Source organism: Salinicoccus albus DSM 19776, from assembly GCF_000385175.1.
GTDB classification, from domain to species: domain Bacteria; phylum Bacillota; class Bacilli; order Staphylococcales; family Salinicoccaceae; genus Salinicoccus; species Salinicoccus albus.
The window spans coordinates 1-26,469 of the sequence record NZ_ARQJ01000021.1 but is presented as its reverse complement, the minus strand read 5'-3'; the positions used below and the strand labels follow the sequence as shown (position 1 = coordinate 26,469).

Below are 26,469 nucleotides of genomic sequence, written 5' to 3'. Positions count from 1 at the left end.
TTTAGTCTCTGATTTCCCGCCCTGTAAATGACAGGAAAACATCATTGAGTGTCGGTTTACGGATATCCAGCCCAGTCAGCGGTGTTTGCAGCGTTTTGATAAAATCGGAAACAAACGCATCACTGTTTTTCACCTTGCAATAGATTACATCGTCTTTGAGCGATAATTCCACAACATTGAAATTATCCTTTATTTCCTTCATTGCCGCTTCATTGTCACTCGTGGTGATTTCGATAATATCGCCCCCGAGCTGCTGTTTTAATCGTTTTGGTGTATCAATAGCAATAATTTCGCCATGATCCATGATTGCAATACGGTCGCTGATTTCTGCTTCATCCAGGTAATGGGTGGTCAGAAACATCGTAATATTCTCTTTTTCTTTCAGTTTTAAAATGTATTCCCAGACATGCGCACGCGTTTGCGGATCAAGCCCCACCGTCGGCTCATCAAGAAATAAAACCTTCGGATAATGCAGCAGACCGCGGGCGATTTCCAAGCGGCGCTGCATGCCGCCGGAAAATTTCTCTACCAGCGTATTTATGCTTTCCTGCAAATCTACAATTTCCAGTACTTCATTAATTCGGTGTTTGCGGGAAGTGCGGGGCACCCCATAGAATTTACAATGCAGCATTAAATTTTCCCTGGCGGTCAGTTTTTCATCCAGCGTATTCTGCTGGAAAATGATTCCGATGCTCTCCCGCACCCGATTCTGCTGTTTTATTACATCATAACCATTGATAGTAACTGAGCCGCTCGTCGGCTGCAGCATAGTGGATAAGATATTGATTGTCGTGCTTTTCCCTGCCCCGTTCGGCCCAAGAAATCCAAAGATTTCTCCTTTTTCCACATAAAAGCTGCTGTTTTTTACAGCCTGGAAAGATTTATAACTTTTATTTAAATTATGGATATCGATCATTACCGATAACCCCTCTCTTTCTGCAATGATGCCGTATACCTGTTGCATACGGTCGGCGTTGAGCACATTGAATATGAAAAGAAGCACTTATAACTACATGGTAAACTTTCCAACTCAATCATGCCAATTTTACATGATATTAACAGACCAAAATTAACTTTTTAGATATTTTAAATTTAGCTCTTGAACCCGCTCAAACACTGCCCTTCCCCGTTTCATCTTCAAGTATTCCTTCTGAAATACCAATCATCTGAAATCACGGAATTTCCATATCATTTACACAAACTTCCTGACAGCATGTTGATTTCTATAAGAAATAGATTTATAGTTAAAAGAGTGAGTGAGGCGATGTCATTTGGTTTAAATTTAACATTTGGTTATTTTTAACGTTATATGAATTTTAACGATTTGATAGAGCAACTGCAGAGCTTTTATCCTTCTCATTCATGTCTGGTTCTTGATACACAGACAGCGGATAATCATATTCATTATGTATGTATCAGCCGTTCACATTACGCTGAAGTTCTGCTGAAGATTAAACAACTAACGTTAAGTGGGGTGAAAATTTGAGTAAGATTAAAGTAGAAGGTTTAACAAAAATATTCGGCAGACGGCCGAAACAAGCTGTCAAATACCTCAGTGAAGGTAAATCAAAGGAGGAAATCCTGAATTTGACCGGTATGACAGTAGGTGTTAACCAGTCTACATTTGAGGTGGAGGATGGCGAAGTCTTTGTGATCATGGGTTTATCCGGGAGCGGTAAATCGACACTCGTCCGTATGATTAATCGTCTGATTGAACCGACATCAGGCAAAGTATGGATGGAAGATAAAGATATAACAAAGATGAACAAAGAAGAATTGCGCGACCTGCGCCGGAAAAATATGAGCATGGTTTTCCAAAACTTCGCATTACTTCCACATAAAACAATTCTCAAAAATGCCGAATACGGCTTGGAGATCCAAGGGATTGACACAGAAGAACGGGAAAGACGAGCCAGTGAAGCGCTGGAACTGGTTGGTTTAGGCGATTATTTGGACAAGTCTCCGAATGAGCTGTCCGGAGGGATGCAGCAGCGCGTTGGACTGGCAAGAGCACTGGCCAATGATCCGGGAATTCTCTTGATGGATGAAGCTTTCAGTGCACTGGATCCATTGATTCGTAAAGACATGCAGGACGAACTCATGGATTTGCAACAACGTGTACATAAGACAATTATCTTCATCACACATGACCTGGATGAGGCACTCAGAATCGGTGATAGAATTGCTCTCATGAAAGATGGCAGCATTGTGCAGGTCGGTACAGCTGAAGAGATTCTGATGGATCCCGCCAACGATTATGTCGAACGTTTCGTTGAGGATGTCAACCTTGCCAAAGTCCTGACAGCCGGACATGTCATGAAACGGGCAGAAACGGTAGCTGTCGACCGGGGGGCCAAAGTCACATTAAGATTAATGAGGGAAAATGGCGTTTCCACCATTTATGTCGTCGACAAGCAGCAGAAATTACTCGGTTATGTGACGGCAGATCAAGCCGACCAGGCCGTTAAAGCAGGTAAAGGACTGGAAGAGGTACTGGAAACTGATATCCCAACTGTTCACCCTGATACCCCGTTGTCTGATCTATTCGAACCAATGACAGAAAGGAAAGCTCCCCTTTCTGTCGTGAATGACTCAGGCAAGCTGGTTGGCATTGTTGTCAGAGGGGCCGTGCTTGGCGCACTTGCCGGCAATGATGATGTACTGAATGGAAGCGGGGGTGACGTAGCAGATGAATGAAAGTACAGGACTCTTCCCAAAAATTCCATTAGCAAGCTGGATTGAATCATTTGTCGATTTTTTGACTAACTATTTTTCGGTTGTATTTGACACGATTTCGACCGTTGTAGCATTTATTACAGAAAATCTGGTATTAGCACTGGGATTCCTGCCCGCACTTTTACTGATAGTGATCGTTGCACTCTTTGCATGGTGGATCGTAAATTGGAAAATCGGTCTTTTTGCTCTGCTGGGTCTTGGACTCATAAACAACCTTGGCTATTGGCCGGAAACGATTGAAACCGTCTCACTTGTTTTGGTTTCCGTCATTATCTCGATGATTATCGGTATACCGATTGGCATCTGGATGTCACAGAAAAACAGTGTCCAGACCATCGTTACACCAATCCTGGACTTCATGCAGACCATGCCGGCATTTGTCTATTTGATTCCGGCAGTTGTATTTTTCAGCCTTGGAATGGTTCCAGGGGTCATCGCAACAATCATCTTTTCCATGCCGCCGACTGTCAGACTGACAAACCTGGGTATACGGCAGGTTGATGAAGAATTGATCGAAGCATCCAACGCTTTTGGTTCCACTACCGGTCAAAGGCTGACAAAAGTGCAGATACCACTGGGGATGCCATCCATCATGGCAGGCATTAACCAGACGATCATGCTGTCATTGTCAATGGTTGTCATTGCATCCATGGTCGGGGCACCTGGTCTCGGTACCGTTGTTTATCGGGCGGTAACACAGGTCGCAATCGGACCTGGATTTGAAGGTGGTTTATCACTTGTTATCCTGGCAATGCTGCTTGACCGCATTACACAGGGAGCAAATAAAAATTAATTGGGTTTCAAGCTCATGACCTCAATATGAGGCGGTGAGTTGAGAATATAAATTATTATTTCAAGGAGGTTCTTATTTCTTATGTCTAAGAAATTCAGGTTATTAGGGTTACTTGCCACGTTTGCAGCAGTACTTGTACTGGCTGCATGCGGTGGCGGAAGTGGCGAAGAAGACACTTCTGAAGAAGGCGATAGTGGCAGTGAAGAAACGACTGAAGAAGGCAGCGGTGGTTCATCCGACGCCTCAAGCAGTGCAGAACTCGGTGAAACAGAACTGACTATCCCTTACGTAGCCTGGGCAGGCGCAATTGCGCGTACACCCCTGGTTCAACAAGTGCTTGAAGAAGTTGGATATACTGTGGAAACATCCCAGGTTGAAGCAGGTGCAATGTGGTCAAGTGTTGCCAATGATGATGCAGCATTCATGACAGCGTCATGGCTCCCGGCAACTCACCAATCTTATCAGGAAGAATATGGAAACGACGTGGAAGTGCTTGGCGAATTCGTAGCGCAGGCACCACTGGGCATGACTGTTCCATCCTATATGGATGTTGATGCCATTGAAGACCTGCAGGGCAATGAAGAACTCGGTGAGGCATTGGACTGGAGCATTACTGGTATTGATCCTGGTGCCGGCGTCATGCAAAGTACTGAAGACGCAATCGAAACATACGGTCTGGAGAACTGGGAATTGACATCAAGCTCTGAAGGTGCCATGCTTTCAGAACTTCAATCAGCCGTGGACAATGAAGAACCAATTATAGTCCCAGGCTGGCAGCCACATCCGATGTTCGCCACAATGGATCTAAAAATGCTTGAAGATCCTGAGGAAGTCTATGGTGGCGAAGGTGACCGCATCGAAGCTGTAGCGCATACCAGCTTCCAGGAAGACTCACCTGCAGCATATGAAGTCATGCAGCGGTTTACTGAAGATTACAATGAGGACATTGAGAACGAGCTTCTGGCTTCTATCGATGAAGGTGGAGAACCAGAAGAAGTTGCAAGCCAATACCTTGAAGATAATCCAGATCTTCTGGAAAGCTGGACAGAAGGCTTAGGCGAGTAACTTACATTACAATATAAGAGAAAAGCTGTCGAATCCCGTATGAGACAGCTTTTCTTTTGTCATTTTTGACTTACAACTTTGATATAAAGGGGAAATGAACTTACACAATGAGAAAATTTAATCGTATTTTAAGTTTGTTGTCTGTATTGACGTTGGCCATAGTATTAACCGCATGCGGAAACAGTAACGAAAATAATGACTCTGAAAGCTCCGGTGACAGCAATTCCAATGGCGAATCCGGCCTCGGAGAAACAGAAATTACCCTCGGTACCGACAACTATGTATCCAACACTGTAAACTCGTATTTGACTAAACTCCTGCTTGAAGAAGTCGGTTACAGTGTCGAAGTCAACCAGACGGACGTTGGTGTGCAATATACAGGCTTAGCTGACGGAACGACCGATGCAATCGTTGGCGCATGGCTTCCAAATACCCATGAAAGTTACTGGGAAGAGTATCAGGATGATCTCGAACAAATCAATACAGTTACAGAAAAAGTAGAGCTCGGCTTAGTAGTCCCCTCTTATATGGAAAATATTAATTCTATCGAGGATCTGAGAGATAACACGGATGGTATCGGAGAACAGCTGGATTGGGAAATTACTGGTATCAGTCCGGGAGCCGGACAGATGCAGTTAATGGAAAATGAAGTGATTCCCGGCTATGAACTGAATGACTGGACACTGGTGGAAAGCTCAGGTGCAGCCATGTCTGCATCCTTGTCAGATGCGATCAGCAACGAAGAACCGATTGTAGTCACACTGTGGACACCGCATTGGACTTTTAATCAGTTTGATTTAAAAATCCTGGATGATCCACAAAATGCCTTTGGTGAGCCAGACGATATATTATCCGTCTCAAGAACAGGATTCCAAGAAGATTCTCCGGCAGCTTATGAACTCATCAACCAATTTAGCATCACGAAAGAAGACACACAAGAGATGATGTTTAACGTTCAGGAAGGCATGGATGCAGAAGCAGCCGCACAGCAATTCATGGAAGAAAATCCAGATTTGGTCGAACAATGGACAGAAGGTATTAATTAATTGCGAGAAAAATACGGTGGATGACTTTTAGTTCATCCACCGTATTTTTCTATCCACAGAAGCGTATCTTCCAGCCTCATTAAACAATCGTTTGCAAAATCTTTTTTGAGCGGACCGTAATAATCCACAGTCATCCCACCAATGTCAACGAATACACAATGATAAACGTCTCAGCCACAGTTGCCTGGGAAATCTTAAAAACTATATTTCTAAACAATTTCAATTTTCTTTTGACACCACCCTTTAAAAAGGATTGCGATTCAGCCACTGGCCACCGTCCATCGTTATACATTCCCCATTGATGTAACTGGCTTTGGAAGATAAGAGAAAATGGGCTAAATCCGCGATTTCCTCAGGCTGGCCCATTCTGCTAAGCGGAACGCTCTCAATTGTTTGCCGGCGGGCATCTTCAGATAAGGACAGCTTTTCTGCCCCGCCAGTATTGTCAATGGGACCCGGGGCAATAGCATTTACACAGATTCCGTATTTTGACCCCCATTCGACAGCAAGCGTTCGCGTCATCGAAAGTACACCTGCCTTTGCACTCGCAGAATGAATAACGCCGGCTCCGGCTGTCCACGCGTAAGCTGCGACAATATTAAGTATACTCCCTGTATGTCCATTATCGATCCATTCCTTACCGACTGCTTGTGAACAATACCATGTACCGTTCAGGACAATATCAATCACTGAGCGCCAGCCATTGATAGAGAGATCTTCCGCAGGGGAGATAAAATTCCCGGCGGCATTATTGACTAAATGATCGATGCTGCCAAACCGTTCTTTTGTCTTATTAATTGTATGCTGCACTTTTTCAGGGTCCCGGACATCCATTTCAATACAAAAAACCTGTCCCTCCGGATCTTCAATATCAGCTTTTGCCGCTTCCAGACGTTCTAAAGAACGTCCGGTGATTACCACATTCGCCCCTTCAGCAGTAAACTTTTTCGCCATTGCTTTCCCCATTCCGCTGCTGCCGCCCGTTACGATTACCGTTTTGTTTCTCATAGTCATCCTGCGCCCCCTGTCTTATAGAAGTATGCTGGGCATAACCGCCCGAATTATAAAAAGGCTTTCATTTATCCCATACCCTATTCCGAGTGCCAATACAGCTGGAACCGCGCAAAAATTTGTAGAAATTAAAAGGTTCATTTGTATTTCGAATTCTGTTAGAGGGCCTTTAATCCAACCTTCAGGCAGCATAGGAAGGGGAAGAAGCGCCTGGAATTCCGGATATCTAATAGTATGGTGATATCATTAAGTAAACCAGAACGCCGGTAAAGCTGACATACAGCCAGAGCGGCATTGTCCAGCGTGCGATTTTGCGATGTTTTTCTACTTCCATGTTCAAGCCTCTTCCAAGTGTAATCAGTGCAAGCGGCACAATCAATGCAGCCAGAACAATGTGTGTAATGAGGATAAAATAATAAATATACATCAGAGCGCCATCTCCGCCATAGCTTGTAGACTCAGCCATAGAGTGGTACGTTAAATAGGAGATGAAGAATAAAAAGGTTGTTACAAATGCAGCAATAATCAATCTGCGGTGCATTTTAATGTTTTTCTTCTTAATCATTATTAAGGCGCTTAACAAAAAGACAAAAGTAAAGCTATTCAAGATAGCATTCAGCATTGGCAATACTGTTAATTCAATGCCGCCTATTGTGGCATCTGGGTTTGTTGGCAATAAATACGTTCCCAAAATAACGCCTATGATCAATATGGTTAAAAACCATATCAGCGAATTGTAATTGCGCTGTTTAGCATTGTTAATGTCATTACTCATACGTTTTTCCACTCCAATATAAAATGCCCTTCAATAAGCATAAGAAAATTAATTGTAAAGAGCAATGCTGAAGGACTCCATTTCCGTTGAAAATGGAAAATGTCATACTTTTGACAGAAAAAGACCATCATACCGTAATGCCATTTAGACTTTTTCTTTTGGACACATCGATTGTAAAATTTTCTCCTCCCCCGGAGGGGAGGAGAAACCCAGCACCCAGAGTGCTTTCACAAACTCTGGTATACGGTTATATCCTGGTGGCTAACTTAAACTTGAAATTCGCGATTGAGAAATAAGCGTATATTCACTTACTTCTCAACTGTGCCCGCCTCAGCTGGATGGATGCCATGACGGTAATAGTCCTTATACTCAGGCTTCATTGGTTTTTGATTACGGATAAGGTCGGCTGCTTTTTCTGCCAGCATCAGCACCGGCGCATGGATATTTCCATTCGTCGTATGTGGCATGACAGATGCATCCACCACCCGTACATTGTCCAAACCATGAACTTTCATGGTTAGCGGATCTACGACAGCCATCGGATCAGTTGCAGGACCCATTTTTGCCGTACAGGATGGATGGAGTGCGGTTTCAGCATCATTCGCCACCCACTCAAGAATTTCTTCATCTGTTTGGACAGAAGATCCAGGAGAAATTTCGCCTGAATTGTAAGGCGCTAATGCTGATTGAGAAATGATCTCACGTGAAACGCGTACCGCTTCAATCCATTCACGCCGATCCTCTTCGGTAGATAGATAGTTAAATATGATGCTTGGATGCTGAAATGGATCACGCGAACGAATCTTCAGGCTGCCTCGGGAATTGGAATACATCGGGCCAACGTGTACCTGGAACCCATGTTCCGCGTCTGCTTTTTGACCATCATATCGAACCGCAAGCGGAAGGAAATGGAACATCAGGTTCGGATAATCAACATCTTCATTCGAACGCACAAAACCGCCGCCTTCAAAATGGTTCGATGCTGCAGGGCCGGTACGTCCAAACAGCCATTGCAGGCCAATCCAAGGCATTTTTAATTTATTTAAGCTGGGTTGTTCCGAAACCGGCTGGGGACACGCATGCTGAATATATACTTCGAGGTGATCCTCAAGATTTTCACCTACGCCGGGCAAGTCAACAACAGGGTCAATGCCAAGCGAACCTAGATGGTCTGCGTCCCCTACACCGGATAACTGAAGCAGTTGTGGTGTATTGAAAGCACCTCCGGCAAGGATCACTTCGCCTGCGTTCACATGATAGGTTTTCCCATTCTTTTGGTATGTCACACCATTGGCTCGCGTACCTTCAAAATTGATATTGGTAACAAAAGCACGCGTCTTTACCGTAAGGTTTTGGCGTCGCATCACAGGTCGCAAATACGCACGTGAAGCGGAAACCCGTCTCCCGTTATGGACATGGCTGTCGAATGGTCCAAACCCTTCTTGACGAAAGCCATTTACATCGGGTGTTCTCGAGTAACCAGCCTCAACAGCTGCATCAAAAAAGGCTTGAAACAAAGGGTTCTTTGCCGGCCCGCGCTTTAATTTAACCGGGCCATGGTGACCACGGTACTCATCAGATGAATCTGCTCCAAAGGCTGTTTCCAATCGTTTAAAATACGGCAGACAATGGGCATAATCCCACGTCTCCATACCCGGTTCAGCTCCCCACCGTTCATAGTCCATTGGGTTGCCACGCTGGTAAATCATACCGTTGATGGAACTCGATCCCCCGAGCACTTTCCCTCGAGCATGCGCGACCTGCCGTCCATTCATATAAGGTTCAGAATCCGTAGAGTAGATCCAGTCATAGAAACGATTGCCTGACGGAAACATCAAAGCGGCTGGCATTTGGATAAACAGATCCCAAAAATAATCACTGCGCCCTGCTTCCAGTACAAGTACACTGCTCGATTTATCTTGACTCAGACGGTTGCCGAGTATAGAACCTGCACTGCCGCCACCAACGATTACATAATCATAAGTTTGATTCATTCATAAAACCTCCTTGAAGATTGCTAAATAGATAATTTTAAAGCTACTTTTATTTAATTTATTAAATATATTTTTAACAAGTGAAACAATATAATTTACCACGTCTTTTACTTGTAAATCCCCAGACAGCATTCTAATCATTGGGACCTATACAAGATACGTGGTGGTACAAACTCAATATAGATCTAAACCTTCCTGTTAGAAAGGCTTAGATCTTTTATGATTAAACATAAAATTCAAAGACAGTTAAAATTTATTGGAACCAATGAATAGGTTCAGGTTGTTTATTACGATAAATATGCTTCACTTCGGTATATTCCTCTATACCTTCATGACCTAGCTCACGGCCAATGCCTGATTGCTTATAGCCCCCCCACGGCGCTTGTGCAAAATAAGGATGGAAATCATTAATCCAAACGGTCCCCATCCGCAAGCGTGCTGCGACAAATTCAGCTTTATCCAAATCCTGTGTCCACACGCCACCAGCCAAACCATAAATCGTATCGTTCGCTAATTTGACCGCTTCTTCCTTAGATTGAAAGGTTTCTACTGTCAATACCGGGCCGAATACCTCTTCTTGGACAATGCGCATATCGCTTGTGCAGTTTGTGAAAATGGTAGGTAAATAGAAAAAGCCATGTTGCAATTCAGGATCATCCGGGCGCTGTCCGCCCGCTGCTAGTACAGCGCCTTCTTTTTGACCTATTTCTACATAGTGTTCCACTTTCGCACGGTGTTCTGCCGAAATCATGGGGCCGCTCTGTGTATTTTCGTCAAAGCCATCGCCCAATTTGATTCGTTTCGTCCGTTCAACGAGTGCTTCAACAAATGCATCATGAATACTTTCTTCCACTAAAAGTCTAGCCCCCGCAGAACAAACTTGGCCGGCATGGAAAAATACAGCATTTAATGCCTGATCGACTGCCGTTGTAAAATCAGCATCGGCAAAAACTATATTGGGATTCTTTCCGCCGAGCTCAAGTGCGATGTTTTTCACATTATGACTGGCTGAGCGCATGATTGTTTTACCGGTTTCAATGCCACCGGTAAATGAAATTAGATCAACGTCATGATTAACAGATAGTTCTGCCCCTGTGGACGCCCCGGGACCAAGCACAAGATTGGCGACCCCTTTTGGTATCCCAGCCTCTTCTATTAGTTCAAAAACTTTAACTGTTGTTAATGGTGTAATCTCACTCGGTTTCACAACAATGGTGTTACCTGCTGCCAAAGCCGGTGCAATCTTCCACGCAGCCTGTAATAAAGGATAATTCCATGGGGTGATTTGACCACAAACACCGACAGGTTCGCGTACGACTTTACTTTCAGCAGCTGGCATCGGTGATTGGATGACATCACCCCCATCTTTGTCCGCTAAACCACCGAAATAAAGAAAGACATTAGCGATATCCGCCATATCATCACGGCTTTCTTGCACTGTTTTACCTGTATCCCATGTCTCCAATTCAGCCAGCTTTTGTAAGTCTCGGCGGATCAATGTACCTATCTGGTAAACAAGTTCACCGCGTTCATTGGCAGGTAACACGGACCAGCTGCTTTCATCAAATGCCAGTCTTGCTGCTTGAATAGCTGCTCTGGTATCTTTTTCATTTCCTTCTGCAGCAGTTGCAATGACTGTTTGATTATAAGGGTTCACGATATCCCGCGTTTCCCCAGATTGAGCGTTCATCCATTCCCCGTTAATAAACATTTTTTGTAAACTCAAACCATCACTCCTTTACAATAACTGTTCTATTAAATATATTAAATTTTTATTTAACACTATTAATAGTTTTAGACTATCAAGATACTTATTCATTTGTCAAACTCTAAAAATATATAAAATCCCAACATCATTGATAAGAACGCAATGAGACGATATAAATCAAATTTTAGTATTTGACAAAATAATATCTTACGTTAATCTATTAAGTAGAGTTCTGTTAAAAATTTATTTAATTTATTAAACGAATTTATCAAAGGAGGTAATTATCTGATGAAAGTGAAAATTAGCTAATCACGCTTTTGACAAAATGTATTAATAATAGACGTTACGTTTGCCTAATTTTAAACTAGAAAGGTGTATGTTATTTAATGAATTTTCATAGAAAAGGTCAATTGATATTATTCACCGTTTTAATTTTTGTACTAGCAGCTTGCAATTCAAATGGTGCCAGTGGTGAATCGGACAGTACAAGTGATGAAGCTAATGAAAATACAGGTACAATCACTATTGGACAAATTAACTGGCCTGAAAATATTGCCGTTACAAATATGTGGAAAGCTATTCTGGAAGATGAAGGTTATGATGTGGAATTAACGCTTGTTGAGATGGGACCCCAGATGGCCTCTTTAGCTGAAGGGGATTTAGATATTGCTCCCGAAATTTGGTTGCCGGTACAGGATAAAAGTTATTATGAAGAGTATAAAGAGGATGTTGATTTTGCGGAAGACCCTTGGTACGAAAACGGGAAAGTTGGATTAGCCGTTCCGGAATATATGGATGATATAAATAGCATTGAAGATTTAAATGAAAATACAGATAAATTCAATGGTGAAATAACAGGATTTGAGCCCGGGGCAGGAACAATGATAACTACAGAAGAAATGATCGATGCCTACGATCTTAATTATGATCTGGTTGAGAGCAGTGAAGCAGCAATGATTACATCCATCAGGAATGCAGTGGACCAGGAAAAACCTATCGTGGCACCGTTATGGAAACCCCATTATATATTTTCTGAAGTGGACTTGAAGTTCTTGGACGATCCAAAAGAATCGTTCGGTGAAACGGAAAAAATTTACATGGCCACCCGGGAAGGTTTTGACTCAGACTATGAGCAGGTGAATGAATGGATGAGAAATTGGAAGTTGACTGATGATCAACTTGGTGAATTAATGCTTGATGTCCAGGAGAATGAAGACGATCCTCTAAAAGGGGCAAAGAAATGGGTAGAAGAGAATCAGGATGTAGTTGAGGAATGGATGAAATAAACGTAAAAAGAAAGAGACGATTCTCATATAAGAGAATCGTCTCTTTCCTTACATAAGAACGCCTTTTGTCAGATGTTTGTTTAGACAGATCAGCGATTGAGATAGTTAGATCTTTTAACTGTTCTTGAGTTTAAATTGACATATCAGTAATATTCATTATAAAATAGACAAACGTTTAATTAATTATTAACAATTTTAATAGTGAATAACATCAAATGTTGTTATTTCCCTCGGAAAAGGGGTGCCATAATGGAAGGTAATCAGGAAAATTTTAATTATGAAAAAAACAAAGAAAAAATCGATCAAGCTGAAAATATGATGATTAACACGATTTCAGAAACGATGGATCTTTATGGCGTTACCCCGTCAGTCGGCCGGCTGTATGGCATGATGTATTTTAAACATCAGCCAATCACCCTGGATGAAATGAAAGATGAACTCGGCATGAGTAAACCGAGTATGAGTACATCTGTTAGAAAGCTTCAAGATATCAATATTGTTCAAAAAGTGTGGCAGAAGGGATCAAGAAAAGATTCATTCATAGGTGAGAAAAATTTCTTCAATTATTTTTCCCAATTTTTTGGCATGAAATGGGAACGCGAAGTGAATATGTTTTTGTCCAGCATTAAGAACGCTCAAAAACAACTCAATGAAGTGATCGAAAATAGTGAAGCAGATGAAACGTTACGGGAAAGGGCTAAATTGGATTATCAGCAACTGGACAATGCCAAGGAATATTATCATTGGCTAAATCATCTTACCAAACTCACTAAATCTGGGGAGATATATAATTATATCCCCGCAGAAAGTGCAGATGACAAGAATTAATTACAATAAGGGTGTCGTTCAGGTCACATGCACTGTTTCCGATTCTCAACGTGCAGTCGTTCTAATGTCTTCATGCTCAGAAGTCTCTAATGGTGCTCTCTATCTTTTCTTTGAATGCTGATCATTGTGCTTTGAGGTATTCATGAGTTTCTTGCCGCGTTCAACTTGAATTGAGAATTTAAAAGGATTTGGCAAACTGTTATAGAATATAGTAGGATTTTTGACAAAAAGGGGGGCATGTGGCATGTACCTTCAAGATATACTGCCTAAAATGTCGAAGTTATATCTCGGACGAATAATAGTACGCAGATATGTCGCAACGATCCCCCCTGTTATCCTCTGTTCGATTGCACTAGTTTACTTAGGGCTTTAAATACCGGTTGAATCGTTTTTCCAGCCGTTCTTGCAGAGCGGAAATTATAATACATATAGGCCAGTAAATAAGAGCAACAAGAATATACATGGTCATTGAATCATATGTGCGCCCTGCTACAATTTGCGCTTTTTGAAACAGTTCTGGAACTGTAATAACGGCTGCCAGCGATGTCGCCTTCAGCAGATCCAAATAAACATTGGTTAGAGGTGGAATAGCGATACGAGTCGCTTGCGGTAAAATAATCTTTCGCATTGTGTGCCAATACCCTAGATTCAAAGCCTTAGCCGATTCCCATTGTCCCTTATCGACACTGCTTAGTGATGAACGGTTAATTTCCGCAATATAAGCGGCACTATTTAAGCCAAATGCCAGCGAAGCAGCTAAAAAAGCAGACAGTTCAATGCCAATAGCTGGAAGTCCTGCATACAATATAAACAAAAATACAAGGATAGGCGTTCCGCGCATGAACGATATATAAAGACGTGACGGCCATCTTAAGATAATCCGCTTCGAACCGCGTCCCAGAGCCAAAAAGAAACCCAGGACTAAACCAATAACCATTCCAATAAAGGATACAGTTAATGTGGCTGGTACACCTTCTAAAAGAAATGGCAGACTATCCCATGCTAAATGCCAATCAAACAATCTATTCAACTGAATTTGATCCATTTCTAGGTTAAACATTAATCAATACCCTCGATTGTTCGTATATTCTCCTCCGGCTTCTCTGATACATCTTCTCCAGCAAAAAACTCTTCAGACAGTTCAGTAAGGGTTCCGTCTTGTTTCATATCAGCCAGTGTCTCATTGATTTTTTCTTTTAATCTATCAGCATTTTTTTCGATGACAGCATGCTGATTAGACCGGTAAAATTTTAAGTCTGGCTGAATCGTCACATCCAAATCAGGAAGTGCTTTTAAAGCCAGCAATTGTAAGTAATAATCATTAATCACGACATCCGTTCTGCCATTCTCAACATCTCTTAAGTAAACATCATTTGTAACATTTCCATATGTTTTCACTTCCGCATCGAATCTACGAGCAATATCGCTATATACCGTTGTCGCAGCGCCACCAGCAATTTTTCCATCCAGATCTTCAAGCGACGTGAAATCATCTACCGCATCTTCACGTACAACCATGGTCGCATATGAATATTTATATGGCTTGCTATACGAAAACTTTTTCTTAGTCTCACCTCTTACGCCGGCCGGCGCAACATCAATTCGGCCTGACTGCAAAGCGGCAAACATTTCGTCAAAACCAAGTTCCTCAAACTGCACATTGAGATCCAACCGATTGCCAACTTCTTTCATGACTTCTACATCATAGCCGGTTAACTCATCGGAATCTTCCGGGTAATAGGAAGAAGGATACAGCGTTCCGGGAGTTCCGACAACCAGCTCCCCTCCCTCTTTTATTTTGTCCCATTTGTCATCATTAGCATGATCACTTGTCTGACCACATCCACCTAATACAAATACGAAACATACAACAACTAACAAATGCCTTTTTAACCGCAACCTTCTCCCCCGCTTTTAAATACATATTATAAAAATTAAAACGAACATTGTAATGATTTTATACCATTAAAACAAGACGCAAGCATAATTAGAAATGAACTTATATCTGACCACGCCATCTACAAAATCTCCTTTAACCATTTTTTGATCAATGACCTATTTGAATTTTAACCCTAAATTTTAACATTATCCCTCCTCACATCATTACAGAATGCCACCACAAAATTTTAGCTAACTGGCACTGTTCAGGCACAGTGTTTATTTCAAAACTATGCCCGTTTGCCTTAACATTAAATATCAACTTACTCTAACCTTAAAAGTTCTGCAATTAAATCAGAAGAACCAGGCATCAATAAAACTAATGAAACAATAATGAGTAGGACACCAATAACAAAAAACAAAATAACTGCTTTAACGGCCGCTGATACACCTTTTTTCATAAAGCCTAAAATAATGAGAACAATACCTATCAAAAGCAATAGTAAGTACCAAAATCCCATAACATTACCTCCTTTCTATAAATCATCCGTTATTCCGCAATATGGCCCATTAATGGAATAATCATCATAGTTTTTTTCACCATAAAAACTTTTTAAGATGATCATATCTCAGAGGGTAAAATCTTCGAAACTCCTTTTGAATTTATCTCTAAAATCGAATTATTATGGGTCAGATTTGTTAATCAGTTGGCTCATGTTAAATTTTTGTGCAGTATCTGCTCGATGTGGATGACACGCTGGGCATAATCATGAATACGCCCATGATGCCCTGGCCGAGTCATTAAAAAAGGAGACATCGGCCAATTCAATACACTCATTCACACAAAAAAATAGCTGTATTCTCTAACGTTTCACATGATATGCTTGATCCTTTAATTAGACAATCGGAAATTTGCGATCTATTTGATGAAATAATTAGCATCGATGAAATAAGACAATTTAAACCAACCCTTGCCTCCTATGATCATGCTGCAAAAGTATTGAAAGTAAAACCCGAAGAAGTATTATTCATGTCCTCTAATGGTTGGGATATATCAGGAGCAAAAAACTACGGATTCCAAACCGCTTGGATAAATCGGCAAAACCTTCCCATTGAGGAATTGAATTTGGAACCAAATATTATTTATCAAGACTTAACAGGCATATTAGAATGGAAGTGACTGATTAAAAGCTGATTTTGAGAGGAACGACTCTTAAAATCAGCTTTTTATACTACCTTAAAATCCTATGTTAAAAAGTAAGTTTAGTCAAAACAAGTTTTCCACCCCCGACTTATGCTGATTAACTTATATAATCCTCTAGTAATTCCTTGGAAAACACCGCATTTTTACTTCTAATTGCGATTGTATACGCATTTAATTTAAAGACAAGCAAACAATGGGGGTAAGTAATATTTTTAGTTTTGATTAGACAAATCGTACTTGGTTTATCCATCGCTGCACCAGTTGGCCCTATTAACATAGAAATTATTAGAAGAGGCATCTATCAAGGATTGTGGCCTTCACTTCTTGTCGGAGCGGGAGGAATGACTTCTGATCTCTTCTTAATGTTCCTTATGTATCAAGGTCTTTCAGAATTTCTAACGTTAAACTTGGTACAACTTACATTATTAATATTTGGTGCACTAATTTTAACCTATACTGGTGTACAGAGCTTCATTCATAAAACAGATCCAATGGTGGATTCTTCTGAAAACAGGGGCGATCGTTTGAGAACCGGATTGATCAGCTCATATCTTACAGGATTATCCATAGCGGCTTTCAATCCCTTAAATATCCTGTTTTGGCTAGGAATTTATGGATCCGTGTTAAGTGATTCATTTGATAACGAGAACATAATAAAAGCATTTTACGTGAACAGCGCTGTCTTTATCGGCATAGGGTTGTGGAACTTGAACTTGGCGCTAACCATTCACTTCAGTAAAACACTGCTGAATCCTAAAATCATGAAAGTAATCTCCCTAACATCGAACCTGGTTTTACTAGGATTTGGTTTCCATTTCACTTATGAGGCTATAATTAGAATTAAAGCATTCTTTTAATATGAAGTCCATTTTTCTTCTTCACCTTGTGTTTTTTATAAGCTGTTTTCTAAAAGATTGTTGTTTTTGACACAAAATCTTTAAACCGTGATGTAACAGCAACGTAATTTCCGCTGCGGGAAAGCGAAGACGATGAGGCCCCGCAGAGAGCGGTCTTTGCGATCGAGGAGGCTCAGCGCGAGCCCGCGGAAAGCGTAGTGTTTTTCCGCAGCGATCGCAGGGCACCGAACATGGTTTTTAGTTACGTCGCAGTTTTTATCAATTACGAGGGTTAAAGAGCAACAAAATTTACGAAAAGATCCTTTTTATAAGATCACCCAACAATTCATCATAGCATGTAGCCAATGTCTGAGGCTGCTGTTGGGTAAGCAAACATCATCTTTTTAAGATCCTTGGTTGATAGTTCAAATTGAATAGCCGTAGCAAAAATATTGATTAATTCATCTGCTTCATGACTGAGTAAGTGGGCTCCGATGATTTGGTCATTTTCCTCATCTATTAATATTTTCACAAAAGCAACCGCTTGATTTGTACGCTTATAGGTAAACCACTTGGTTGTGTCAATAGCATTCACTTTAAAATCAAGACCCTTTTCCGCTGCATCTTCTTCTGACATACCCACCGTTGCCAACTTAGGGAGAGTAAATACGCTGCTGGGTATTATTTGTTCGGTATACGTACGATTGTTCCCGTTCAATAAATTAGAAGCAACTAAATGAGATTCCATACCAGCTACAGGCGTTAGCGGCATACCCGGTGAATCCGAGACATCTCCTGCAGCATATACACGAGAATTGCTGGTGCTTTGTAAATAGTCATTAACTTCAATACCCTTTTTACTTACATTCACATTTGCGCTTTTTAAGTTTAAGGAATCAGTATTAGGCGCTCTGCTCGCTCCATGAACAACAAGATCAGCCGAAAATTCTTTTTTATCACTACCATTACTTCCGGTTACTATAAAGTGATTGGACATTTTTTCGACCTTTTTCACTTCAGTTGAAAGGTGGATTTGAATTCCGATATCCTTTGAATAATTTACTAATTGATCCACTAAGTCTTTATCAAAGTCTTCTAATGGCCGTTCTCCCCGATGTATGATATGAACATTAGCACCTGCCCTGGTAGCAATATGCGCAAATTCAAAGGAAATATAGCCACCTCCCACAAATACGATATCCTTTGGAAGTTCTTCAAGTTCCAAAAAATCATCGCTAAACGTAAAGTGTTCACTGCCTTCAATCGGTAATTTAGCAGGAGATGCCCCCGCCGCAATTAGAAAATAGTTCCCTTTGAGCGTTTCCTCGTTTACTTTTATCTTGTTTTCATCAATAAACGCAGCGTGACCATGATACGTATCAATCCCTTGCTTTTTCAGCCCTTTTTCCTTCATTTCAGGAAAGTCATCCGTAAATGTTTTTTTATAGTTCATCAGATTATTCCAATTGATATGAATATCTCCGTTAATACCAGATCCCTTTAATCGTTCAACACCATCCATATATTCCGTAATGCCCACCAGTACCTTCTTGGGATCACATCCTCTTAACGCACAGGTGCCACCAAATGGACGTTCATCAATCATAGCTACACTCCAGCCGGATTTTTTGCACTTTGCTGCAGCAATAGATCCAGCTGTACCACTTCCAATTACGACCAGATTATATTCTTTCATCATTACATTATCTACTCCTTTACTGTGGATTCATTTTATCTTCCCATAATAATTTCCTTATTAAACCATGTACCTTGTGCAGGGTTTAATTTTCATAACGTGTTACCTTTAGCAGGAATTGAATGTTCTTTTAGGAGTTTAGCAAAGTACATTGTATTGTAGGTTAACATTTCTACATGCTTTTGGGTGAAATTATTTTCTTTTCCATCCGCATCAACAAAAGACGGTCCTGGACCTGCTTCACCAACCCAATATGTGTCAACATTGGGCGGGATAACAAACCCAATGTGAGATAATCCATATAAAATAGAAGCAGCAGCGTGTTTAGCACCGTCTTCATTACCAGTTACAATCACTCCTCCTACCTTATTGTAATAGATTGCCTGCCCCTTCTGATTTGTTTCACCACTGCTTCCATATAATCGTTCAATTGCAAGTGTTGCTAAACTGCTTTTTTCCCCTAACCAAAGAGGCGTTCCAATTAGTACAATATTGGCTTCTTTTATCTTTTCCAAGATCATCGGCCACTCATCTCCATTTCCCATATCTCCATTAATTCCGTATGGTATATGATAATCTGCCAGCCGAATACTTTCAGTTACGACTCCTTCATGTTCATAAATATCTCTGGATTGTTCAAACAGCGCTTCCGTGTTGGATCCTTCTTTACTGTCTTTTAAGGACCCATTCAAAAACAAAACTTTTAAATCATTCATTTCATATTCCTCCTTTAAGTTCATTACAATTTAACAATACCCATTAATTATTTATAGAAATCCTAAAACATCTAATAATGTAATCTATCTTACATTTTTTTGATTATGTAAGATTAATTACATTATGCATAAGGCAAAAAAGAATACTATTTCTAATGAAAATAAAGTTGCTTATTCGTTTACTTGGAGATATTGAGGTGCACCCCCAAAATATTGGGTCTTTTAGTGGTCATTTTTATTCTGCCCTTAACCTACAATTATAAGTTGCCCTTGACATCAGATATGAACTGTTCCGGAAACTGCCGCTTTAATGGAACGCAATAATGTGCCCACTATTGCGTTCCAAGGCCATATTGTTTCAGGGAGGATTAAACTTGGGATCTATACACTTTTACTTGGAAGTTTTTAAAGCAACGCATATATAGTAAAATCCCCCAACCATAGGCGGTTGGGGGATTTTCAATTTTTGATTTCTTAACGTTTTGAGAACTGTGGGAGGCAGTAGAATCAACGTTTGCAGGTGTTTTTGTATGCTACTTGTATGTTACATGAACTTATCCACAGGTTTTATAAAGTAGCTAAAATAAAATTGGACATACTTTTTACCTTCTGTCGCATTTAATTTCAAGTTTTTTGATAAGACCGTCCATTCAAATAAATGACATTTTCTTTGCCATAGTTATTGGATTTACTATCAATAAATCTCTTAGTCTATCAAACCATCGATGTAACAGGATTTATCTTTCGCTATGTTCTCAATCAATTTCGTTAAATGCCGATTAATTGATGGTTGGTTCAGACGTTCGTCAATTGGATATCACCTTATAAAAAAATCAAGTAAAATCATTTCCATAAATCAGTTAATAAAACAGTATCACTCTCGGGTCTTAAGTTAATGTTATCAATAAAATCTACAGAAACAGTTACAGGCATTGTTAAAGCTGTGCCGGATATGATACATACTCCTTGTGCAAGGACAGGTAACATAGATTTAGAAACCTTGTCTAATGTTGATATGGAATTATCTATGATCTGTAGGTCCCTTTCATTCACCAATTTATGTAGAAAGAAATTATGCACTTGTGAAAGGATTGTAGGTGATATATCGGCAGGACGTTGACTTGCCAACGTTAAGAAAAAACCGAATTTCCTGCCCTCTTTTATTATTTCTTCAAACAATCCTAATCTGTAATCCATCCAACCATCCTGCTCGCGTAAAGAAGGAGCAATTATGAAATTGATTCAATTATATGACTTTGACTAATCCGTTCCCTTCTTTTATTGGTTTATTTAAACTTACGGATAAATTTCCCATCAATAAAGTGCTTCAATTTCCAAGCCAGGCTACTATGAACTGAAAAATTACCATACGTGAATAACGCTTGTTTATTTCCAGTGGATAAAATAGCTACATATCTTTTTTGTGGTATAAATTCATTTAGTTCCCCGCCATTCAAGTACTCTTTTATATTCTCCCATAGAACTGGTGCCTGTCGTACAGCGTAAACACCATTTTTGGGCAAGCTTCTATGCTTATTAATGGTCACACAGTCCCCTGCACCAAATACAAACGGGCAATCTTCACCTTGCAAATAATTATTGACAAGCAGAAATCCTGAATCATCCGTTGTCATTCCTGCATCTTCAAATAAATCGGACGAATTAGCGCCTGTCAGCCATAGAACACCTGTATGTTCCAGACTGTTTTGCTTGTCTGTGTGTACATGGCTAGAGGTTATGTCCGTTACTTTTTCCTCTTTTATTACATGCAGGCTCTTTGAAGTTGCTATCCTTTTTATTTTTTTAGAAGTGCAAACGCCAAAGGAATGTAATAGTTTGGAAGATGTAACTAAGGTCACATTTTTTTGTTCGGCATGGTTTTTTCTCCATGCAAGCATAGACAAGGCAAGTTCTACACCCGCAGCTCCACCACCAACAACAACCGGCTTAGGCGATCTTTTAATGTTTTCTATGCGCTCTGTAAATAGATAGTTTGGCCTGATAGGTATGATATGATCTTGAATAGACGAGCCTATCTCTGATACGGATCCAATATCAAAAGAGACCGCATCAAATAAAACGGGTTGCCCCCTGCTGCACTGTACTTTTTTGACGGTTGGATCGAAGCTAACTACCTGGTCCTGAATAAAAGTAATATCGGCCCGCTCACAAAGATCTTTCAAATCTATACGAATGTCCTTCTCACCATAAATCCCTTCAGTAAATCCAGAAAACATGCCTGAATAATATTGATAGCGTGATGGTGAGATCAGTATGATACGGAAATCTACTTTCTCTTTTAAAAGGGCATGCACAGCAAATAGGTGTGCATGCCCTCCTCCTGCTAGAATCAATGTTCTATTCATTACGTAATCCCTACATTTCTACCGTGTATTCGTAAAATATCCAGCTAAAAAATCAGTAACTTCCTCCGGTGTTTTTGCATTAGCACTGTGCAAGTGACCAATCTTTATACCATTTTTAAAAACCAATAAGCTAGGAATCTCCATAACCTCATACTGTTCTGTTAATTCCGGAAAATTGTCTCGATTTATTTGATAAAATGTAAAAGATGAGAATTCTTTTAGTACACTTTCGATGAAAAAGGCCATTCGTTTACAATCCGGGCACCAATCCGCAAAAAATTTAATCACAACTCGTTTTTTACCAGCAATATGTTTATCAAATTGTTGTTTGTTCATAATATCTTCTGCCATTTTTAATCAAATCCTTAGATAAAAGGATAAAACGTTTCCCATATATATTCCGTAAGCTAACTTACATATTGGCCGATTACCCAGCGCAGCAAGACAGCTTTGATACATCCTTATCAAAGGTTAGTGCAGTTAATTTAAGTCCTTCAGCCATTGTTAAATAAGGTGCAAAACTTTCTTGTAAATCTTCTATTGTCAATCCATGCTTCACGACTAATGTCGCAGCATAAATGACATCACCTGCATTTTCTGCAACTAGATGTACTCCAAGAACTTTTAATGTATCAGCCTCTGCTACAATTTTAAATACGCCAGTCGTTTCATGATTAACTAACGCTCTTGGTACAGCGTCCAGCGGTATGACAGAAGTCTTTACTTGATAGCCCTTTTCCATATTAAAGATAGCTGGGTATCCTTGAACGGAGATGAAATCGACTACATGTCCTGAAAATAATCGATTGATAAAGTTCCCAAATCCGCCTGCAATTATAAGGGCACTCGTAATATTCCACATGAACGAGTAAGCTATATACTTAATCAAAACAAAAACAACACAAATTGCCACAAAATTCAATATCAGAACCAGTTGAGGATAATATGCAAGTAAGCTAAAACTCATTCCTTCATTGTAGAGTAACTGCCAAGTTATATAAGGAATTGTCGTTTCCTGTCCTTCACCGATTTCCAACGCAATGTCAGCCCAAGTTTTTGTTCCTAAATCGATTGCGAGGAAAAACAATGTTAGCCAAATAAACATTCTTTTTCATAGGTTTCTCCTTTTTCTTTTAAGTCTACTATATAATTAGATGTTTTTATTGCCTAAAGAAGTGAATGCACTATGGCAACAACTAAAATAAGCAGTGCGAAATCCACTGCCAGAGCCATTAATTACGCTGAAAAGAGAGCTGTGGAGAAGTCGGGTTTAAATTGTGATGTCGATTATGCCAAAAGTAGTTTTAAAGCCACCAGAGAGCTCTATGGCAAGACAGGAGGAAATGAGGGGCACGTCGTGATCCAATCATTCTCCCCGGGCGAAGTCGATGCGAAAAAATGTAATGAACTGGGGCTTGAGTTGGCGCAGAAGATAGCACCTAAACATCAAGTCAGTATCTATACGCATGATGATAAAGACCATATCCATAATCATATCGTGATTAATGCTGTGAATTTGGAGACAGGTAAGAAATTTAATAATAATAAAAAAGCGTTGCATGACATTCGACGAGCAAATGATGAACTGTGTAAAGCACATGGGCTGTCTGTGGTTGAGGGACAAAAAGCAGCGGTCAGATATACACAAGCGGAAAAAGCAGTATTAGAAAAAGGACAATCCAGCTGGAAAGATGAATTAAGACAAGCAGTAGATCTCTCTAAAAGCCATACAAGCGATTTTGAGAGCTTTCAGGACGATTTGGGGGGATTTGGGCATTGAAACGAAATTAAGAGGCTCTACGGTCTCTTATAAGCACCCTGACCTGAATAAATGGGTGCGTGCAAAGAAATTAGGGTCTGATTATGAGTGGGGAGGGTTGGAAAATGAGTTTGCAAGACAGACTGAACCAGAAGAAAGAACAATCAGCACCTCAAACGATTGGGAGCAGTTCGAGAGAGACACATCTGGAAAACGAATTGTCAGAAGTGAAAAAGCAAAACTCACTGCTGAAAGAAAGAATGATAGAGATAGAGAAGTCACAAGAGGGACGGAACGAGAGGATAGACAACCTGTTAGGAAAGCTAGAAAAAGGGACAACGGATTGGAATTATAAAGTCCATGAAGCGACGGAGAAGGTCAGTGAGCAGTTGCTGAATACACAGAGGAGAAACTTTGAAGAATTGGAAAAGAGTTTTAAAAATCAAAATAAGTTAAGTCAGAAATTCCATAAGATACAAGGATATTCATACTTTGCTTTATCGATTATCGCAATGGTATTACTTATTGCTTTGATTGCTCGGACGCTTGCGATTGGTGTGTGGGAAGGGCTTTTTCTATCACAGCTTTGGAACTTGGAGGGTTGGTATTGGAGTGCTTTGACTGTAGTAATTCTTGTCGGTCTGGTTGGTGGGTTGGTAGTCTTAATTATCAAAGGATTTGAAGAAATGCGGTTCTAGATCCATTTATGCCGAGAAAACTTTTGGTGGGAAAAGCCCCCCTGAATAAACTAAAAAGCCGGTAGGCAGATACCGTGAGGTATCAAAGATGCCTACCGACAGCTTTTGGGTTTTTAGGGGTGCCGTTGGTTCACACCAAAAGGAAATTGGAACAAAAGGAAATTGGAATAAAAAAAGGAGTATTAGTCAGTTTGAAATTTTTTGTGGGGTTAGTTATTGATATTTTATTGATGTTGTCAATTGTTGGTTCTTTGTATTTATATTATACAGATATGATGGATTCTTTTTTTGTTTGGCTTTTTATTTTAGGTTCAATATTTTCTAGAATGGTATTTATGAATTTAATTAATGATGAAGAGTAAATGTATGGTCATTAGTATTGATGGCAAAGTTAAGGCGATAAAAACAATTGTACTTATTTTTATAGACTTTTTATTGGAAATGAATGTTTCCTTTTTTTTATCAAAAATATTTATATAGTATAAATATAAGATATTAATGATAATTAAAACTAGGATAAAGATATGTTCATTCTTTAGTTCAGCAGTACCTTCTAAAGTTAATCCATAGACTATAGCGATACCAGTAAATAAAAGAAATTGATATATGTATATTAGGATGAATATTACCACCTTATTTTTATTTTCAAACAAATTTTACTAATTTTGGAGTTTTTTGTACACTGGTTAAGAAATATAATATTTAAAGGAGAGGTAGAAATATGAAAAAAACTTTACTTTCAGTATTATCAGGAACTCTTATTATTAGTAGTTTGAGTAGTAGTGTTTATGCTGCATCAGCAAGAGAAAATTATGATTTAATTAAAAGTGAGAGAGAAGCTGTTGTTCAGGAAGAAAAAAATTTAGATCTTAATCAAAAGGTATTTTATCCAGTAGGATTCGATCAAGAAGAATTTAGTATGGATGTACTTAAAGATCTTGGTTATTCAGAAGAGGAAATTACATTAAATCAAAGTATTGTTGAAGACGAAAATACTTTTCAGACTAGAGGGAAGATAGGATTTACTGTAAAACAAGCAGTCAAAGTATTGAAAGCGAATAAAGACAAAGTAGATAATGCTATTGATTCAGCAATTAATAAATTGCCTGTATCAAAGTCTATTAAAGATAATTGGAAAGAAGCTATAACTGTTACAGCTTTGATAAATACTGCTGATCATTATGTTGCATTTGGAAGTAATGTAGAAGGATGGATACATCAATTCTTGGTTGATCGTGGAATGTGGAATTGGGCAGCTTGGACAGTTTCTAAAACTCTAAGTTTACTTATACCTATTTTATAATTAATAATATTAATCTTTTATTTATTAAAGAAAAAGATTGAAAGTACTTGTACATATCGACAAAAGAGTACTTTCAATCTTTTAACTTTTTTATAGATATAGATAGATTGATAATAAAAAAAGAACAGTATAGCAATATGCTATACTGTTCTCATCAATAATTTGAAAAAGAGTTTGTTCAAGTAATCCGAAAGTTTGGCGACCGAAGATTACTAGAACTTTATGTTTTCTTTATTTACGTAATGATATTATATCATGTTTCGTAAATAATCAAACATAGCTGACTCTTTTTCTGAATGGAAAAGGAGTTTTTTATATGAAAAACGAAGAAAATCGCCAAAATGAGAACTTAGGGTTAACCGGCCGGTCTTTCTGGGCGCCCGGCTGACTTTCTCAAGCAGATCGATATTCTTCGTCCGCATCAACCCGATGTTAATCCAATGATAGAGCGTCGTCGGACACGGCAGTCGTGCTGTGGCATACGGGAAATGGATTTTCAAATAACCGATGACAGCGTCGGGAGACCATCCCGCTTCAAGCATCTTTGTATCCGCCCATTCCATGAATGCAGGGATACTGGCCCATTTCGATATGCGCCCGCAATTTAATCGGTTTTCTTCGTACTGACGCTGGCCGGCATCCGGGAAGTAAACAGTATGCGTATAGCGATATGTTTTACCGTTTTGCGTCTGTGCCTTCACTTGTGACACCGATCCGCGATCCAGTTCATTTTTTACTGTTTGACGGTGACAACCGATGGCCTGTGCAATG

23 protein-coding genes and 5 pseudogenes are annotated in these 26,469 nt (G+C 39.8%); 12 read left to right on the top strand and 16 right to left on the bottom strand.

The window, feature by feature from the left end:
* Window position 1: 1 nt before the first annotated feature.
* Complete coding sequence (locus G343_RS0103330) at window positions 2–916, bottom strand: daunorubicin resistance protein DrrA family ABC transporter ATP-binding protein (protein WP_020006693.1); 915 nt, start codon at window positions 914–916, stop codon at window positions 2–4.
* 566 nt (window positions 917–1,482) lie between these two features.
* Between G343_RS0103330 and G343_RS0103325 the strand changes: the two genes are divergently transcribed.
* From G343_RS0103325 to G343_RS0103310, 4 genes are all read left to right on the top strand, one after another.
* Entirely contained in the window at window positions 1,483–2,697 is a 1,215-nt protein-coding gene (locus G343_RS0103325) for a quaternary amine ABC transporter ATP-binding protein (RefSeq protein ID WP_020006692.1), read from the top strand.
* Window positions 2,690–3,529, top strand: coding sequence for an ABC transporter permease (locus G343_RS0103320; RefSeq protein WP_020006691.1), 840 nt, complete (start codon window positions 2,690–2,692; stop codon window positions 3,527–3,529). The genes G343_RS0103325 and G343_RS0103320 overlap by 8 nt, the downstream gene beginning before the upstream one ends.
* Before the next feature lie 81 nt (window positions 3,530–3,610).
* On the top strand, window positions 3,611–4,594 hold the full coding sequence (locus G343_RS0103315) for a glycine betaine ABC transporter substrate-binding protein (protein WP_020006690.1): 984 nt from the start codon (window positions 3,611–3,613) through the stop codon (window positions 4,592–4,594).
* Window positions 4,595–4,701: 107 nt separating this feature from the next.
* A complete protein-coding gene (locus G343_RS0103310; protein ID WP_020006689.1) occupies window positions 4,702–5,640 on the top strand; it encodes a glycine betaine ABC transporter substrate-binding protein in 939 nt (312 codons plus the stop codon).
* 243 nt (window positions 5,641–5,883) lie between these two features.
* Here G343_RS0103310 and fadH read toward each other — a convergent pair whose 3' ends face one another.
* The 4 genes from fadH to betB all read right to left on the bottom strand — a co-directional run bounded on the left by fadH (window position 5,884) and on the right by betB (window position 11,131).
* Window positions 5,884–6,648 (bottom strand): 2,4-dienoyl-CoA reductase, encoded by a 765-nt coding sequence (gene fadH, locus G343_RS0103300; RefSeq protein ID WP_026366253.1) that lies wholly within the window; start codon window positions 6,646–6,648, stop codon window positions 5,884–5,886.
* Window positions 6,649–6,877: 229 nt separating this feature from the next.
* Window positions 6,878–7,426 (bottom strand): DUF420 domain-containing protein, encoded by a 549-nt coding sequence (locus tag G343_RS0103295; RefSeq protein ID WP_020006686.1) that lies wholly within the window; start codon window positions 7,424–7,426, stop codon window positions 6,878–6,880.
* Window positions 7,427–7,734: 308 nt separating this feature from the next.
* Complete coding sequence (betA, locus tag G343_RS0103290) at window positions 7,735–9,420, bottom strand: choline dehydrogenase (protein ID WP_020006685.1); 1,686 nt, start codon at window positions 9,418–9,420, stop codon at window positions 7,735–7,737.
* A gap of 253 nt (window positions 9,421–9,673) precedes the next feature.
* Window positions 9,674–11,131, bottom strand: a complete 1,458-nt coding sequence (betB, locus tag G343_RS0103285; RefSeq protein WP_033426518.1) for a betaine-aldehyde dehydrogenase — start codon at window positions 11,129–11,131, stop codon at window positions 9,674–9,676.
* Between the two features lie 383 nt (window positions 11,132–11,514).
* On the opposite strand from betB, the gene G343_RS0103280 reads away from it, so the two are divergent.
* Window positions 11,515–12,414, top strand: coding sequence for a glycine betaine ABC transporter substrate-binding protein (locus G343_RS0103280; RefSeq protein WP_020006683.1), 900 nt, complete (start codon window positions 11,515–11,517; stop codon window positions 12,412–12,414).
* A gap of 249 nt (window positions 12,415–12,663) precedes the next feature.
* The gene (gene cudC / locus G343_RS0103275; protein WP_020006682.1) at window positions 12,664–13,242 is read left to right on the top strand and encodes a choline uptake/conversion transcriptional regulator CudC; all 579 of its coding nucleotides are present in this window, start codon (window positions 12,664–12,666) and stop codon (window positions 13,240–13,242) included.
* Window positions 13,243–13,603: 361 nt separating this feature from the next.
* On the opposite strand, the gene G343_RS0103270 is transcribed toward cudC, so the two are convergent.
* The 3 genes from G343_RS0103270 to G343_RS0103260 form a co-directional block, all read right to left on the bottom strand.
* Window positions 13,604–14,302: an amino acid ABC transporter permease gene (locus tag G343_RS0103270; RefSeq protein ID WP_020006681.1), complete on the bottom strand. Its 699-nt coding sequence runs from the start codon at window positions 14,300–14,302 to the stop codon at window positions 13,604–13,606.
* Window positions 14,302–15,141, bottom strand: a complete 840-nt coding sequence (locus tag G343_RS0103265; protein WP_020006680.1) for a transporter substrate-binding domain-containing protein — start codon at window positions 15,139–15,141, stop codon at window positions 14,302–14,304. Before G343_RS0103265 ends, G343_RS0103270 begins: the two co-directional genes overlap by 1 nt.
* 302 nt (window positions 15,142–15,443) lie before the next feature.
* On the bottom strand, window positions 15,444–15,641 hold the full coding sequence (locus G343_RS0103260; protein ID WP_020006679.1) for a hypothetical protein: 198 nt from the start codon (window positions 15,639–15,641) through the stop codon (window positions 15,444–15,446).
* 323 nt (window positions 15,642–15,964) lie between these two features.
* On the opposite strand from G343_RS0103260, the pseudogene G343_RS14250 reads away from it, so the two are divergent.
* Together G343_RS14250 and G343_RS0103250 are read left to right on the top strand one after the other, a co-directional pair.
* Window positions 15,965–16,300 (top strand): annotated as a pseudogene (locus G343_RS14250) (HAD-IA family hydrolase); the annotation flags it as partial.
* 242 nt (window positions 16,301–16,542) lie between these two features.
* Entirely contained in the window at window positions 16,543–17,181 is a 639-nt protein-coding gene (locus tag G343_RS0103250; RefSeq protein ID WP_020006677.1) for a LysE family translocator, read from the top strand.
* 328 nt (window positions 17,182–17,509) lie between these two features.
* Here G343_RS0103250 and G343_RS0103245 read toward each other — a convergent pair whose 3' ends face one another.
* The 7 genes and pseudogenes from G343_RS0103245 to G343_RS15700 all read right to left on the bottom strand — a co-directional run.
* Complete coding sequence (locus G343_RS0103245) at window positions 17,510–18,859, bottom strand: dihydrolipoyl dehydrogenase family protein (RefSeq protein WP_020006676.1); 1,350 nt, start codon at window positions 18,857–18,859, stop codon at window positions 17,510–17,512.
* 89 nt (window positions 18,860–18,948) lie between these two features.
* Entirely contained in the window at window positions 18,949–19,572 is a 624-nt protein-coding gene (locus G343_RS0103240; RefSeq protein WP_020006675.1) for a flavodoxin family protein, read from the bottom strand.
* Window positions 19,573–20,415: 843 nt separating this feature from the next.
* Window positions 20,416–20,769, bottom strand: coding sequence for an ATP-binding protein (locus tag G343_RS14245; RefSeq protein ID WP_020006674.1), 354 nt, complete (start codon window positions 20,767–20,769; stop codon window positions 20,416–20,418).
* Between the two features lie 89 nt (window positions 20,770–20,858).
* Window positions 20,859–21,938, bottom strand: coding sequence for an FAD-dependent oxidoreductase (locus G343_RS0103230; protein ID WP_020006673.1), 1,080 nt, complete (start codon window positions 21,936–21,938; stop codon window positions 20,859–20,861).
* An 18-nt stretch (window positions 21,939–21,956) separates the two neighbouring features.
* Window positions 21,957–22,289, bottom strand: coding sequence for a thioredoxin family protein (locus G343_RS0103225; protein ID WP_020006672.1), 333 nt, complete (start codon window positions 22,287–22,289; stop codon window positions 21,957–21,959).
* 76 nt (window positions 22,290–22,365) lie between these two features.
* Window positions 22,366–22,677 (bottom strand): annotated as a pseudogene (locus tag G343_RS15705) (mercury(II) reductase); the annotation flags it as partial.
* 12 nt (window positions 22,678–22,689) lie between these two features.
* A pseudogene (locus tag G343_RS15700) lies at window positions 22,690–23,043 on the bottom strand (signal peptidase II); the annotation flags it as partial.
* An 81-nt stretch (window positions 23,044–23,124) separates the two neighbouring features.
* Here G343_RS15700 and G343_RS15925 point away from each other — a divergent pair.
* The 4 genes and pseudogenes from G343_RS15925 (at window position 23,125) to G343_RS0103195 (ending at window position 25,698) form a co-directional block, all read left to right on the top strand.
* A pseudogene (locus tag G343_RS15925) lies at window positions 23,125–24,052 on the top strand (relaxase/mobilization nuclease domain-containing protein).
* A 67-nt stretch (window positions 24,053–24,119) separates the two neighbouring features.
* A complete protein-coding gene (locus G343_RS15920) occupies window positions 24,120–24,395 on the top strand; it encodes a hypothetical protein (protein WP_169336662.1) in 276 nt (91 codons plus the stop codon).
* Window positions 24,396–24,469: 74 nt separating this feature from the next.
* Window positions 24,470–24,757, top strand: coding sequence for a hypothetical protein (locus G343_RS0103205; protein ID WP_156823558.1), 288 nt, complete (start codon window positions 24,470–24,472; stop codon window positions 24,755–24,757).
* A gap of 359 nt (window positions 24,758–25,116) precedes the next feature.
* A complete protein-coding gene (locus G343_RS0103195; protein ID WP_020006666.1) occupies window positions 25,117–25,698 on the top strand; it encodes a hypothetical protein in 582 nt (193 codons plus the stop codon).
* Window positions 25,699–25,946: 248 nt separating this feature from the next.
* On the opposite strand, the pseudogene G343_RS15535 reads toward G343_RS0103195, so the two are convergent.
* Window positions 25,947–26,469, bottom strand: a pseudogene (locus G343_RS15535) (hypothetical protein); the annotation flags it as partial.

What these genes read in the sequence shown, in the direction of transcription:
- G343_RS0103330 (WP_020006693.1), bottom strand. Translation starts at nt 916, where the DNA reads ATGATCGATATCCATAATTTAAATAAAAGTTATAAATCTTTCCAGGCT.
- G343_RS0103320 (WP_020006691.1), top strand. Translation starts at nt 2,690, where the DNA reads ATGAATGAAAGTACAGGACTCTTCCCAAAAATTCCATTAGCAAGCTGG.
- G343_RS0103315 (WP_020006690.1), top strand. Translation starts at nt 3,611, where the DNA reads ATGTCTAAGAAATTCAGGTTATTAGGGTTACTTGCCACGTTTGCAGCA.
- G343_RS0103310 (WP_020006689.1), top strand. Translation starts at nt 4,702, where the DNA reads ATGAGAAAATTTAATCGTATTTTAAGTTTGTTGTCTGTATTGACGTTG.
- fadH (WP_026366253.1), bottom strand. Translation starts at nt 6,648, where the DNA reads ATGAGAAACAAAACGGTAATCGTAACGGGCGGCAGCAGCGGAATGGGG.
- G343_RS0103295 (WP_020006686.1), bottom strand. Translation starts at nt 7,426, where the DNA reads ATGAGTAATGACATTAACAATGCTAAACAGCGCAATTACAATTCGCTG.
- betA (WP_020006685.1), bottom strand. Translation starts at nt 9,420, where the DNA reads ATGAATCAAACTTATGATTATGTAATCGTTGGTGGCGGCAGTGCAGGT.
- betB (WP_033426518.1), bottom strand. Translation starts at nt 11,131, where the DNA reads ATGTTTATTAACGGGGAATGGATGAACGCTCAATCTGGGGAAACGCGG.
- G343_RS0103280 (WP_020006683.1), top strand. Translation starts at nt 11,515, where the DNA reads ATGAATTTTCATAGAAAAGGTCAATTGATATTATTCACCGTTTTAATT.
- cudC (WP_020006682.1), top strand. Translation starts at nt 12,664, where the DNA reads ATGGAAGGTAATCAGGAAAATTTTAATTATGAAAAAAACAAAGAAAAA.
- G343_RS0103270 (WP_020006681.1), bottom strand. Translation starts at nt 14,302, where the DNA reads ATGTTTAACCTAGAAATGGATCAAATTCAGTTGAATAGATTGTTTGAT.
- G343_RS0103260 (WP_020006679.1), bottom strand. Translation starts at nt 15,641, where the DNA reads ATGGGATTTTGGTACTTACTATTGCTTTTGATAGGTATTGTTCTCATT.
- G343_RS0103245 (WP_020006676.1), bottom strand. Translation starts at nt 18,859, where the DNA reads ATGATGAAAGAATATAATCTGGTCGTAATTGGAAGTGGTACAGCTGGA.
- G343_RS0103240 (WP_020006675.1), bottom strand. Translation starts at nt 19,572, where the DNA reads ATGAATGATTTAAAAGTTTTGTTTTTGAATGGGTCCTTAAAAGACAGT.
- G343_RS14245 (WP_020006674.1), bottom strand. Translation starts at nt 20,769, where the DNA reads ATGGATTACAGATTAGGATTGTTTGAAGAAATAATAAAAGAGGGCAGG.
- G343_RS0103230 (WP_020006673.1), bottom strand. Translation starts at nt 21,938, where the DNA reads ATGAATAGAACATTGATTCTAGCAGGAGGAGGGCATGCACACCTATTT.
- G343_RS0103225 (WP_020006672.1), bottom strand. Translation starts at nt 22,289, where the DNA reads ATGGCAGAAGATATTATGAACAAACAACAATTTGATAAACATATTGCT.
- G343_RS0103195 (WP_020006666.1), top strand. Translation starts at nt 25,117, where the DNA reads ATGAAAAAAACTTTACTTTCAGTATTATCAGGAACTCTTATTATTAGT.